At 49.8% G+C, this 12,766-nt stretch carries 13 protein-coding genes; 7 read left to right on the top strand and 6 right to left on the bottom strand.

Annotated elements, in window-relative coordinates; all coding sequences use genetic code 11:
• The first annotated feature begins 135 nt into the window (after positions 1 to 135).
• Both msrA and D9734_RS05895 read left to right on the top strand, forming a co-directional pair.
• Positions 136 to 774 carry a peptide-methionine (S)-S-oxide reductase MsrA gene (gene msrA / locus D9734_RS05900; RefSeq protein WP_130206049.1) on the top strand — a complete coding sequence of 213 codons (639 nt, stop codon included), beginning with the start codon at positions 136 to 138 and terminating at the stop codon, positions 772 to 774.
• A gap of 187 nt (positions 775 to 961) precedes the next feature.
• Positions 962 to 2,317, top strand: coding sequence for a hemolysin family protein (locus tag D9734_RS05895; RefSeq protein WP_130206047.1), 1,356 nt, complete (start codon positions 962 to 964; stop codon positions 2,315 to 2,317).
• Between the two features lie 60 nt (positions 2,318 to 2,377).
• Here the strand turns inward: D9734_RS05895 and D9734_RS05890 are convergent, their stop codons facing one another.
• Positions 2,378 to 2,584, bottom strand: coding sequence for a DUF1107 domain-containing protein (locus D9734_RS05890; protein ID WP_000689228.1), 207 nt, complete (start codon positions 2,582 to 2,584; stop codon positions 2,378 to 2,380).
• A 324-nt stretch (positions 2,585 to 2,908) separates the two neighbouring features.
• Between D9734_RS05890 and D9734_RS05885 the strand changes: the two genes are divergently transcribed.
• On the top strand, positions 2,909 to 3,466 hold the full coding sequence (locus D9734_RS05885; RefSeq protein ID WP_064525852.1) for a YtfJ family protein: 558 nt from the start codon (positions 2,909 to 2,911) through the stop codon (positions 3,464 to 3,466).
• Here the strand turns inward: D9734_RS05885 and cysQ are convergent.
• On the bottom strand, positions 3,456 to 4,196 hold the full coding sequence (gene cysQ / locus D9734_RS05880; RefSeq protein WP_130206045.1) for a 3'(2'),5'-bisphosphate nucleotidase CysQ: 741 nt from the start codon (positions 4,194 to 4,196) through the stop codon (positions 3,456 to 3,458). The genes D9734_RS05885 and cysQ overlap by 11 nt on opposite strands.
• Positions 4,197 to 4,367: 171 nt before the next feature.
• Here cysQ and cpdB point away from each other — a divergent pair, with 171 nt between their 5' ends.
• Positions 4,368 to 6,311: a 2',3'-cyclic-nucleotide 2'-phosphodiesterase gene (gene cpdB, locus D9734_RS05875; RefSeq protein ID WP_130206043.1), complete on the top strand. Its 1,944-nt coding sequence runs from the start codon at positions 4,368 to 4,370 to the stop codon at positions 6,309 to 6,311.
• Positions 6,312 to 6,355: 44 nt separating this feature from the next.
• On the opposite strand, the gene D9734_RS05870 is transcribed toward cpdB, so the two are convergent.
• Both D9734_RS05870 and D9734_RS05865 read right to left on the bottom strand, forming a co-directional pair.
• Positions 6,356 to 6,550, bottom strand: a complete 195-nt coding sequence (locus D9734_RS05870; protein WP_130206041.1) for a hypothetical protein — start codon at positions 6,548 to 6,550, stop codon at positions 6,356 to 6,358.
• Positions 6,551 to 6,607: 57 nt separating this feature from the next.
• Positions 6,608 to 6,988, bottom strand: coding sequence for a helix-turn-helix domain-containing protein (locus D9734_RS05865; protein WP_000084622.1), 381 nt, complete (start codon positions 6,986 to 6,988; stop codon positions 6,608 to 6,610).
• An 88-nt stretch (positions 6,989 to 7,076) separates the two neighbouring features.
• On the opposite strand from D9734_RS05865, the gene qorB reads away from it, so the two are divergent.
• The 3 genes from qorB to ytfE all read left to right on the top strand — a co-directional run bounded on the left by qorB (position 7,077) and on the right by ytfE (position 9,780).
• Positions 7,077 to 7,937 (top strand): NAD(P)H:quinone oxidoreductase, encoded by an 861-nt coding sequence (gene qorB / locus D9734_RS05860; protein ID WP_130206039.1) that lies wholly within the window; start codon positions 7,077 to 7,079, stop codon positions 7,935 to 7,937.
• 107 nt (positions 7,938 to 8,044) lie between these two features.
• Positions 8,045 to 9,010 (top strand): DMT family transporter, encoded by a 966-nt coding sequence (locus D9734_RS05855; RefSeq protein WP_130206104.1) that lies wholly within the window; start codon positions 8,045 to 8,047, stop codon positions 9,008 to 9,010.
• A gap of 107 nt (positions 9,011 to 9,117) precedes the next feature.
• On the top strand, positions 9,118 to 9,780 hold the full coding sequence (ytfE, locus tag D9734_RS05850) for an iron-sulfur cluster repair protein YtfE (protein WP_130206037.1): 663 nt from the start codon (positions 9,118 to 9,120) through the stop codon (positions 9,778 to 9,780).
• Between the two features lie 52 nt (positions 9,781 to 9,832).
• Here the strand turns inward: ytfE and D9734_RS05845 are convergent, their stop codons facing one another.
• Positions 9,833 to 11,326 (bottom strand): hypothetical protein, encoded by a 1,494-nt coding sequence (locus tag D9734_RS05845; RefSeq protein ID WP_130206035.1) that lies wholly within the window; start codon positions 11,324 to 11,326, stop codon positions 9,833 to 9,835.
• A 32-nt stretch (positions 11,327 to 11,358) separates the two neighbouring features.
• Positions 11,359 to 12,516, bottom strand: coding sequence for a hypothetical protein (locus tag D9734_RS05840; RefSeq protein ID WP_130206102.1), 1,158 nt, complete (start codon positions 12,514 to 12,516; stop codon positions 11,359 to 11,361).
• Between the last annotated feature and the right edge of the window lie 250 nt (positions 12,517 to 12,766).

Here is a 12,766-nt window from a genome sequence, read left to right as displayed (position 1 = left end):
ATGGATTAAAAAGCAGACTAAACCCAAAATATTACTTATGTTTTACTTTAGACCCATTCACGGGGGTTATTGTGTGCAAATACGTCCCTTGTTACAACCTAAACCCCTATGACCGACTTTCGGGAGAACGACACCATGAGTTTATTTGATAAAAAGCATCTGGTTTCCCCCACCGATGCCCTTCCTGGACGGAATACCCCGATGCCCGTAGCTACGCTGCATGCGGTCAACGGTCACTCAATGACAAATGTGCCTGACGGAATGGAGATCGCCATTTTTGCGATGGGCTGTTTCTGGGGCGTTGAACGCCTTTTCTGGCAACTTCCCGGTGTTTACAGCACTGCCGCAGGCTACACTGGCGGTTACACGCCAAACCCGACTTATCGGGAAGTGTGTTCCGGTGAGACCGGCCACGCCGAAGCGGTGCGGGTGGTTTATGATCCGTCGGTAATCAGCTATGAACAACTGTTGCAGGTTTTCTGGGAAAACCACGATCCTGCACAAGGGATGCGTCAAGGTAATGATCACGGCACGCAGTACCGTTCCGCGATTTACCCGCTGACACCAGAACAGGATGCCGCAGCCCGCGCCAGTCTGGAACGTTTTCAGGCCGCAATGCTCACCGCCGATGACGATCGCCAGATAACCACCGAGATTGCTAACGCCACACCGTTCTATTATGCCGAAGATGACCACCAACAGTATCTACATAAAAACCCTTATGGCTATTGCGGAATTGGTGGAATAGGCGTTTGTCTGCCGCCTGAAGTGTAGTATTAAAAGGTGGCCCCAAAGTGAAATGAGACAAAAATTTAACCCTCTGGCGACTTTACAGTACCTTACGCTATACTAGCCTCTGAAAATGCCGGTTCACTCTCTTCGAATCGGCTTTCAATGTGTATTTCACACAAATTAATCAACTTCCCCTTCCGAGGATCTGACCTGAACGGTTAGATAAGATATGTTAAACAGTATTTTAGTCATACTCTGCTTGATCGCCGTAAGTGCGTTCTTCTCGATGTCCGAGATCTCGCTTGCCGCCTCACGCAAAATCAAACTTAAACTGCTGGCTGATGAAGGCAATATAAATGCCCAACGCGTTATGAATATGCAGGAAAATCCCGGCATGTTCTTTACCGTGGTACAAATCGGTCTGAACGCAGTGGCGATTCTCGGCGGTATCGTCGGTGATGCAGCGTTCTCCCCGGCTTTTAACAGCCTGTTCTCCCGCTATATGTCGGCAGAGCTCTCTGAGCAACTGAGCTTTATTCTCTCTTTCTCGTTAGTGACTGGCATGTTTATCCTGTTTGCGGATTTAACCCCGAAACGCATCGGTATGATTGCGCCAGAAGCTGTGGCTTTGCGTATCATCAACCCGATGCGCTTCTGCCTGTACGTCTGCACCCCGCTGGTGTGGTTCTTCAACGGCCTGGCGAACATGATCTTCCGTATCTTTAAATTGCCGATGGTGCGCAAGGATGACATCACTTCCGATGATATTTACGCGGTAGTAGAAGCAGGGGCGCTGGCGGGGGTATTACGTAAACAAGAGCATGAACTGATTGAAAACGTGTTCGAGCTTGAATCCCGTACTGTCCCGTCGTCTATGACTCCGCGTGAGAACGTCATCTGGTTCGATCTCCACGAAGACGAGCAAAGTCTGAAGAATAAAGTGGCGGAACATCCGCACTCAAAATTCCTCGTCTGTACTGAAGATATCGACCACATCATCGGCTATGTGGATTCGAAAGATCTGCTTAACCGCGTGCTGGCCAATCAAAGCCTGGCGCTGAACAGTGGCGTACAAATTCGCAACACGCTGATCGTGCCAGACACGCTGACCCTTTCTGAGGCGCTGGAAAGTTTTAAAACTGCGGGCGAAGACTTTGCAGTAATCATGAATGAATACGCGCTGGTTGTGGGGATAATCACCCTCAACGACGTGATGACCACACTGATGGGCGATCTGGTTGGTCAGGGTCTGGAAGAGCAGATTGTGGCGCGTGATGAGAACTCATGGCTAATCGATGGTGGAACACCGATTGATGACGTGATGCGTGTACTGGATATTGACGAGTTCCCGCAGTCAGGCAATTACGAAACCATTGGCGGCTTTATGATGTTTATGCTGCGTAAGATCCCCAAACGCACTGATTCGGTGAAATTCGCCGGCTACAAATTTGAAGTGGTGGATATCGATAACTACCGCATCGACCAGCTGCTGGTAACGCGGATCGACAGCAAAGCCACCGTCCTTTCGCCAAAACTGACTGACGCAAAAGATAAAGACAAAGATAAAGAAGAAAACGTCGCATAACCTCAGAAACATCAACGGCTCCTGAATCAGGAGCCGTCTTATTACTGCATAGCACTTTGGTTAAGCCATCTCTGTTTGCAGACGCATAACCTGACGGTTTACCTCGGACATCACTGATAAATGCAGTTTATCCTTCACTTTTGGGATAAGAATTTTACCCTTATCAAATTCAAAAGCGCCAACATCCTTGATGTATAACCGTCCACGAAACAGGATCTTCACGTACTTCGCCACTTGCAGTGGGTTGTACCGTTGGAAAATTTTCATTGTTGTCTCCTGCTGAGTATTACGCCTTTGCGGTACCACAATCGGTCCAACTATTATGAGGCGCAAATTTTAATGCCTAATGACTATAGACTACTGCGGTAATGTTTCCAGCCTGTATGAGTTTTTTTACCGTAACGTTACAATTATTCAGAATTATCTTTTCGCCTAATCAGAATCTTTAGTATAAGCATTCATTTTTCATATGATTTGTGCGCTTGTCCGCAAACTGGCATCACACTTGCGGGATTTTCGATAAATAGCACATATGATTAAAAGTCAGACCCAAGTGGTCGGATCACCTGCATATCATAAGAAGGAAACACCATGACTCTACGCAAGATTCTGGCCCTCACCTGCCTGCTGCTGCCGATGATGGCCTCTGCACATCAGTTCGAAACCGGCCAGCGAGTACCGCCGATTGGCATTACCGATCGTGGCGAGTTGGTGCTTGATAAAGATCAGTTTAGCTACAAAACCTGGAACAGCGCGCAGTTAGCGGGAAAAGTGCGAGTGCTACAACATATAGCTGGTCGTACGTCAGCCAAAGAGAAAAACGCGACGCTGATAGAAGCGATTAAATCGGCGAAGTTGCCGCACGATCGCTACCAGACCACCACCATTGTCAACACAGATGACGCAATTCCGGGTTCCGGCATGTTTGTGCGCAGCAGTCTGGAAAGTAATAAAAAGCTTTATCCGTGGTCGCAGTTTATTGTCGATAGCAACGGCGTCGCGCGCGGCGCCTGGCAGTTGGATGAAGAGAGTTCTGCCATTGCCGTGCTCGATAAAGACGGCCGAGTGCAATGGGCGAAGGACGGAGCGCTCACCCAGGAAGAGGTGCAGCAAGTGATGGACTTGCTGCATAAGTTGCTCAATAAATAGAAACTCTGAATCCTGGGTTCAGGAACGATTCACGCGGGGTATAATCCAGCGGTTTACCCTGCCAATCGTGTACGTGCGCTCCGGCTGCAGCAGCAACAGCGTGGCCGGCGGCAGTGTCCCAAATATTGGTTGGTCCGAAACGTGGGTAGAGCTGCGCCTGCCCTTCCGCCACCAGACAGAATTTCAGCGAAGAGCCAATGGACGTCGTCTGATGTTCGCCAAGCTGTTGCAGATACTCTTTCAGCTCTGCATCCGCATGGGATCGGCTGATGACCACCAGCGGCGGCCGCGCATCGCGTACCTGAATCTGCTTGCGCACGCCGCACTCTTCTTTCCAGGCTTTGCCTTCTGCCGCACTGTACATTACGTTCATTACTGGCGCATACACCACACCTAAAATCGGTTTTCCGTGGTCGATGAGCGCAATATTAACGGTGAATTCGCCGTTACGTTTAATAAACTCTTTAGTGCCATCCAGCGGGTCCACCAGCCAGTAACGCTGCCAGTGCTGACGGACTTCCCAGCCGGGAGGATCTTCTTCAGACAGAACCGGAATATCCGGCGTCAGCGTACGTAAACCGTCCATGATTACGGTATGCGCGGCAATGTCCGCCGCTGTCACCGGTGAGTTATCCGCTTTGCTGACGACGTCCATCGGTTTCGTCCCGTCGTAGACCTGCATAATGGCATCGCCCGCAATCCGTGCGAGTTGACATACTTGTTCTAACATTCTCCACCTCTTTTGTTTCAGTGGTGTTAACTCGTTGTTTTACTTATACCCTATCGTTAAAGAATCCGCCAACTGTGATGGCGTCATCGTTTCCTGATTTATTATTTATGGCATCCTTCAACGCTCTGTATGAAAGACGTTTCATCTACTCATTCATAAAAGGATGCCCAGATGGTTAAGTTTAGTGCAACGCTCCTTGCTACGCTGATTGCCGCCAGTGTGAATGCGGCAACAGTCGATCTCCGCATAATGGAAACCTCTGATTTGCATAGCAATATGATGGATTTCGATTATTACAAAGACTCCGCCACAGAAAAATTCGGACTGGTTCGTACTGCGAGTCTGATTAATGGCGCGCGTAATGAAGTGAAAAACAGCGTGCTGGTCGATAACGGCGATTTGATTCAGGGGAGTCCGCTGGCAGATTACATGTCGGCGAAAGGATTAAAAGCAGGTGATGTTCATCCGGTTTATAAGGCGCTGAATACGCTGGATTATACGGTCGGCACACTCGGCAATCATGAATTTAACTACGGTCTGGATTACCTGAAAAATGCGCTGGCAGGGGCGAAATTCCCTTATATAAACGCCAACGTCATTGACGCTAAGACCAAACAGCCGATGTTTACGCCGTATTTAATTAAAGACACCGAAGTGGTCGATAAAGACGGGAAAAAACAGACGCTGAAAATTGGCTACATTGGCGTCGTGCCACCGCAGATTATGAGCTGGGATAAAGCCAATTTATCCGGCAAAGTCACCGTTAACGATATTACTGAAACAGTGCGCAAGTACGTACCAGAAATGCGCGAGAAAGGGGCCGATGTTGTTGTCGTCCTGGCGCATTCTGGTTTGTCTGCCGATCCGTATAAAGTGATGGCGGAAAACTCAGTTTATTATCTCAGTGAAATTCCGGGCGTTGACGCCATTATGTTTGGCCATGCTCACGCCGTCTTCCCGAGTAAAGATTTTGCCGATATTAAAGGCGCGGATATTGCCAAAGGTACGCTGAACGGCGTTCCGGCGGTAATGCCTGGCATGTGGGGCGATCATCTGGGCGTGGTTGATCTGCAACTCAATAATGACAGCGGGAAATGGCAGGTGACGCAGGCCAAAGCCGAAGCACGGCCTATTTACGATATCACCAATAAAAAATCTCTCGCGGCGGAAGACAGTCAACTGGTAGAAACGCTAAAGGTCGATCACGACGCCACACGCCAGTTTGTCAGCAAACCGATCGGTAAATCTGCCGACAATATGTATAGCTATCTGGCGCTGGTGCAGGATGATCCGACCGTGCAGGTGGTGAACAACGCGCAAAAAGCGTATGTCGAACATTACATTCAGGGCGATCCGGACCTGGCAAAACTGCCGGTGCTCTCTGCTGCCGCGCCGTTTAAAGTCGGTGGGCGTAAGAACGACCCTGCCAGTTATGTCGAAGTGGAAAAAGGCCAGTTGACCTTCCGTAATGCCGCCGATCTCTATCTCTATCCCAATACGCTTATCGTGGTGAAAGCCAGCGGTAAAGAGGTGAAAGAGTGGCTGGAATGCTCCGCCGGGCAGTTTAATCAGATAGACCCCAACAGCACTCAACCACAGTCACTCATCAACTGGGATGGTTTCCGTACCTATAACTTTGATGTGATTGATGGCGTGAATTATCAGATTGATGTTACCCAGCCCGCCCGCTATGACGGCGAATGTCAGGTGGTTAATGCCAATGCAGAGCGGATTAAGAACCTGACCTTTAACGGTAAACCCATTGATCCGAACGCCATGTTCCTCGTTGCCACCAATAACTATCGCGCTTACGGCGGCAAATTTGCCGGAACAGGTGATAGCCATATTGCCTTTGCTTCACCGGATGAGAACCGTTCGGTACTGGCAGCGTGGATTGCTGAAGAGTCTAAACGTGCGGGAGAAATCCACCCGGCGGCAGATAACAACTGGCGTCTAGCGCCGATTGCTGGCGATAAGAAACTGGATATCCGTTTCGAAACTTCCCCGTCAGATAAAGCCGCAGCATTTATTAAAGAGAAAGGGCTGTATCCGATGAATAAAGTCGCGACCGATGATATCGGCTTTGCGATTTATCAGGTGGATTTGAGTAAGTAAAACACTTCATTTTCGGCCTACAAATCATCAACCGCATCCGGCATTTATTGGCGGATGCGATGCTGGCGCATCTTATCCGCCCTACAAGCCATGAACCGTAGACCGGATAAGCGCAGCTCATCCGGCTCTTCCTGGCGGATGCGATGCTGGCGCATCTTATCCGCCCTACAAGCCATGAATCGTAGACCGGATAAGCGCAGCTCATCCGGCTCTTCCTGGCGGATGCGATACTGACGCATCTTATCCGCCTTACAAGCTATGAACCGTAGGCCGTAGAAGCGCAGCGCATCCGGCTGTTATGCCGCACGTTCATCCCGCACCGCCAACACCTCGGGCAAATTCAACTCAATCCAGTCCGCCAGTGCAGCAACCTTTTCGCTCACCTGCTCGCCCAGCGGCGTGAGGCTATATTCCACATGCGGCGGCACCACCGGATACGCGATACGGTTAAGAAAACCATCCTGCTCTAACGCCTGTAACGACTGCGCAAGCATCTTTTCACTCACCCCGCCGATTTTGCGCCGCAGGTCGCTAAAGCGATGAGTACCTTCGCGTAGCGCCACCAGAATCAATACCCCCCAACGGCTGGTGACGTGTTTCAACACCTCGCGCGAAGGGCACTGTTCAGCAAAGAGATTTCCCTCTTTCAGTTGTTGCGACAGGCTAACCTGACTCATCCCATACTTACCTTTTTGTACGTACTTACTAAAAGTAAGTTTAGGTGTTAGCGTATTTAAACACAAGACAAACAGATGGAGACTTCCCATGATCGCTATTACTGGCGCAACTGGCCAACTTGGTCACTATGTTATTGAATCCTTGATGAAATCGGTTTCTGCCAGCCAAATAGTGGCTATTGTCCGCAATCCGGAAAAAGCCCATGCATTGAACGCACAAGGCATTGCCGTGCGTCAGGCTGACTACGGAAATGAAGCCGCACTGACATCTGCGCTACAGGGCGTGGAAAAACTGCTGCTGATCTCTTCCAGCGAAGTGGGTCAACGTGCCCCGCAGCATCGTAATGTTATTAATGCCGCAAAAGCGGCTGGCGTGAAATTTATCGCTTATACCAGCCTGCTACATGCAGATACCTCACCGCTCGGCCTCGCCGATGAGCACATCGAAACCGAGAAAATGCTGGCTGATTCTGGCATCGTTTACACCCTGCTGCGCAACGGCTGGTACACCGAAAACTACCTCGCCAGCGCCCCGGCAGCACTGGAACACGGCGTATTTATCGGTGCGGCGGGCGATGGCAAAATCGCCTCAGCCATGCGCGCAGATTATGCAGAAGCTGCGGCGCGCGTAATGAGCGAAACAGGCCACGAAGGCAAAATTTATGAACTGGCAGGTGATAGTGCCTGGACGCTGACACAGTTAGCGGCAGAGCTGACCAAACAGAGCGGCAAACAGGTTACCTATCAAAACCTGAGTGAAGCCGATTTCGCCGCGGCACTGAAAAGCGTCGGACTGCCTGGCGGACTGGCGGATATGCTGGCGGATTCTGACGTTGGCGCATCGAAAGGCGGTCTGTTTGATGACAGCAAAACGCTTAGCAAATTAATTGGCTGCCCAACGACAACGTTAGCCGAAAGCGTAAGCCATCTTTTTAATGTTAATAACTAGTTAATTAAAGTGGCATCCTCCCGCATCCTCTCTGATAATGACGGGATGCCGGGAGCAATCACGTCTGCTTCCTGAACTTTCTTCTGACAGACCAATGGATGCCAGTAATGATTAGCGGCGTGCTGTACGCCCTGTTAGCAGGGTTGATGTGGGGGCTTATTTTTGTCGGGCCGTTGATCGTGCCAGAATACCCGGCGATGTTGCAGTCGATGGGGCGTTATCTGGCGTTAGGGTTAATTGCGCTGCCCATTGCCTGGCTGGGACGCGTGCGTCTGCGTCAGTTGGCGCGTCGCGACTGGCTTACCGCACTAATGCTCACCATGATGGGCAACCTCATCTATTACTTCTGTCTCGCCAGTGCCATTCAACGTACCGGCGCGCCTGTTTCCACGATGATTATCGGAACTCTGCCGGTAGTTATTCCTGTCTTCGCCAATCTGCTTTATAGCCAGCGCGACGGCAAACTCGCATGGGGGAAACTCGCCCCGGCGCTGGTTTGTATTGGCATCGGCCTGTCGTGTGTGAATATTGCTGAGTTAAACCACGGACTCCCCGATTTTGACTGGGCTCGTTATACCTCAGGCATCGTGCTGGCGTCAGTCTCTGTAGTCTGTTGGGCGTGGTATGCCCTGCGCAACGCCCGCTGGCTGCGGGAAAACCCAGACAAACATCCAATGATGTGGGCGACGGCCCAGGCACTGGTCACACTGCCGGTTTCTCTCATCGGCTATCTCGTCGCTTGTTACTGGCTGAATACCCAAACGCCGGACTTCTCCCTACCCTTTGGCCCCCGTCCGCTGGTGTTTATCAGCCTGATGATTGCGATTGCCGTGCTTTGCTCATGGGTCGGCGCGCTTTGCTGGAACGTCGCCAGCCAGCGATTACCGACAGTGATTCTCGGGCCGCTGATTGTTTTCGAAACGCTGGCAGGTTTGCTGTACACCTTTTTGCTACGCCAACAAATTCCACCGCTGATGACGCTGAGCGGTATCGCGCTGTTAGTGGTTGGCGTGGTCATTGCAGTCAGAGCAAAACCGGAAAAGCCTTTAACTGAATCTGTCTCAGAAAGTTGACATGCTGGCAGTGAGTTAAATAAGCCTCTGCTACGCAAGGGTTATAGCTTTTGCCTTAAAGATGCATTTAAAATACATCTTATATTATTAAGAATGAGGTATCCGCTATGGCTTATCGCGACCAACCTTTAGGTGAACTGGCGCTCTCTATTCCTCGCGCTTCGGCTCTGTTTCGTCAATATGATATGGATTACTGCTGTGGCGGTAAGCAGACGCTGGCTCGTGCTGCGGCACGTAAAGAGCTGGATGTTGACGTCATTGAGGCCGAGCTGGCAAAGCTTGCTGAACAACCGATTGAGAAAGACTGGCGTAGCGCGCCGCTGGCAGAAATCATCGACCATATCATCGTGCGCTACCACGATCGTCACCGCGAGCAACTGCCGGAGCTGATCCTGCAAGCGACTAAAGTCGAGCGCGTTCACGCCGACAAACCGAGCGTTCCAAAAGGGCTGACAAAATATCTGACTATGCTGCATGAAGAGCTTTCCAGCCACATGATGAAAGAAGAGCAGATCCTCTTCCCGATGATCAAACAAGGCATGGGCAGCCAGGCAATGGGGCCAATCAGCGTGATGGAAAGCGAGCACGATGAAGCGGGTGAACTGCTGGAAGTGATTAAACACACCACCAATAACGTCACACCGCCGCCGGAAGCCTGCACCACCTGGAAAGCGATGTATAACGGCATTAATGAACTGATTGATGACCTGATGGAGCACATCAGTCTGGAAAACAATGTACTGTTCCCGCGCGCGCTGGCGGGTGAGTGATTTGTTCGATCAACGATCCTGACATGAGCAGGATCGTTGATTATTAAGTGATTCAGTCATTCAATGGAAGTAATTCATTGTTGTAACTGGTGTATCTGCCTTCAACGGTAAGCAGACTGCCATTTTTATCAAGATGCGCCGCATTGAGTTGTCGAGTCTCATTACGCCGCTTCGCATCACGAACCAGCCCATCGCCTACGTAATAAATATAATGGTCATCATGAGCAAAGGTATCTGATAATCGACCATTAGCGTCTTTAAACCAGGTCCATTGGCCTTTCAGTTCAAAATGCTCAACCGTGTCTCCATTAATAAAATACGTATAGCGATCGTCATGTGCTAAATAATTTAATGGTGTGCCATCGGAGCTTTTATACCACTGCCATTGCCCATTGATATCAAAAATAGTCACATCATCGCTCGCAATGAAATAAACTTTGTTCCCTACAACATTAGCACCTTCCTGTAATTCTTGTTGTGGGCCTGGTAAATGTATGACCGACAGCGTTTTTTCGACTGCAGATATATATTTCACCAGATAGAGCGAATCTTTATATTGCGCCACATTCTCCGTCAGCGGGCGAAAATATTCCGGATCAACATCAGGAATAGTCGCAACCCGGCAATCATTAGCGTGCCGGGAAGCATCACGCGTCAACCATGTTACTTTATCCCGCTGCAGGTCAAACGTACTCCGGCAATTTTTACCGAACGCATAACGTTTCTCCCCGTCTTTATCGCGATAAATCAGCAGTGAACCGGCTATCCAGCGCACAATATGAAAGGTATCCGGATCGGCGTTGATGGCATCTCCATTCACAAAGACCTGCGATTTAGTCCGCCAGATTGTATCCCAGGGTCCCGGATTACTTTTGCTTTCGCAGCTATTAGGTGAATAAATAATGGGACGACGTGTCCAGGGTTTAATGTCAAGAATAGAATACCCTTGCGCACTACCTAACCAGCGCCCCTGAAAGTAAAGATTGCGACGATCTTTCAGCACATCCGCGGAATCAATTGAATTCATCCTCCCTCCCACCTGTTGCAGCGAATCCATATCGACCTGCTTTTCGCCGTGATTATCATCCGTGCGTTCGCCATCAAAATAGAGGCTGTCTTTATCGGCAGCAAAACGCCCCCATGCGCGGAATGTTGCGGCATCGACTTTCGGTATTCCCGGCGGGTTCTGAACTATTTTCCCTGCCCATAAAATATGGCGGCCATCAGTCAACCAGTCGAAACGCCAACCACCGTTGGTTCTGATATAAGCGCCACCATCCACCCGCACAAAATCATTATTGATATCATCAGGAGAATCATATTCATCATCAGTGCCGTCAGATACACGGCGCAGTTGTTTGAACTTCACCTGTGGTATATGAATATCCGGGAAATAGAGTCCGTAACCGTCGCTATCTTCAACGATATATTTTGTGCCTTGCCCCCACGGCTGGTAATAAAACACAGCAGTAGGCACACCGGAGCAGGCTAGTGAGGAGGTTGAAAATAAAGCCAGTGCGAGACAAAAGGGTTTAATTGGCAACATAGCGTCATCCTGAAGCTGTTAGCGTGAAGAGGTTATTTAAATAAGGGTTTAAGACCGCTCGGGGGTTGCTTCACCGATGACCAACCTCCCTTACCTAAGTTATAACGCAGCCATTCACCTTGTTGGGCGTGCTCTTTCCCAATTCCAGTCGCTTGTTGAGTGTAAAGCTGCCCGTCTGTTGATATAAACGTGTTAGTTAATCCCCAACTACCACCTGCTTCAAGTGAGTCGGAGAGATCCTCTGGCTTGAGATTAATCAACTCCCCTTCGCCCAGGGCGTTGGTTGTGACTTTATAAATTTGGTTCTTATATAAACCGGTATTCCGAACAAATAGATAAAAATATTCCGGATCAACTCCCGCCAGCGTTTCATAAATACACTCACTGCCCGCTGGAGTGGCTTTATGTTTGAGCCAGGACACGTTATTCAGACCAATATTAAAAGGTGCACAGCGATAGCTGGTATCCTCCAGCTCATAGTCATGCTCACCGCTTTTATCGCGATAAACCAACCGTTCGCCAGGCATCCAACGTTTAATCTGAAAGGTTTTGCGATCGGCGGGCAGCGGCTTGCCATTAACAATCACCTGCGAATTTGTCAGCACAACAAATTGCAGGGATGAATCATGCCGCACGATTTGAAACCCGTCAGTGCCTCCCAACCAGCGCCCCTTATGCCAAAGACTATTTTTATCACGCAGTAAATTCCAGATGTCCGTCTCTTCCAGAGTTGACATATCTACCTGCTTATCACCGCTATTATCATCGGTACGCTGACCGTCAAAATAGACGCTGCGTTTATCAGCAGCGAAAGCACCGAATGCCTGGAAACTGGCGGCATCGACATTAGGTTCACCGGATGGATTTTTCAGGACTTTGCCTGCCCAAAGGACAGAACGTCCATCGGTGAGCCAGGTATGCTGGCAATCCCCCTCATCATCGCAATCGAACTTATCGGGATTAAAATCGGACAGTAAACGGGTTTCTTGTTTATTGGCTAAATTGGCAATGCGCCAGAGGCGGGAAAAATTAACGTCCGGCAATTTGGAGAGGATCTCATCTTTTTCCCCCTTCTGTTCGGCAACATAAACCGTGCTTTTCTCCTGCTGGCGGTAATAAAAATCTGCGCCCCAGGAAGGTGAAATGGAGAGAGGTAATGCGGCGATTAATAACCAACTGTGCTTAGCCATAGTGAACTCTGCAATGAGTGGCAAAGATCCACGGTAAGCCCGCGCCTGAGAGCTGTCGATGACAGGAAGTATTTTTAGGAATGTATAAAGACAAAGGAGATTGCTGACAAAGTGTGCTTTGTTCATGCCGGATGCGGCGTAAACGCCTTATCCGGCCTACAAAAGCACGCAAATTCAATATATTGCAGAGGTTCTGTAGGCCTGATAAGCGTAGCGCATCAGGCAATTTTGCAGCCTGAAAGACACCCGC

It is taken from the genome of Escherichia sp. E14S1 (assembly GCF_004211995.1).
Lineage (GTDB): Bacteria > Pseudomonadota > Gammaproteobacteria > Enterobacterales > Enterobacteriaceae > Escherichia.
The sequence above is the reverse complement of the archived record's forward strand: the minus strand, read 5'-3'. Positions and strand labels throughout refer to the sequence as shown.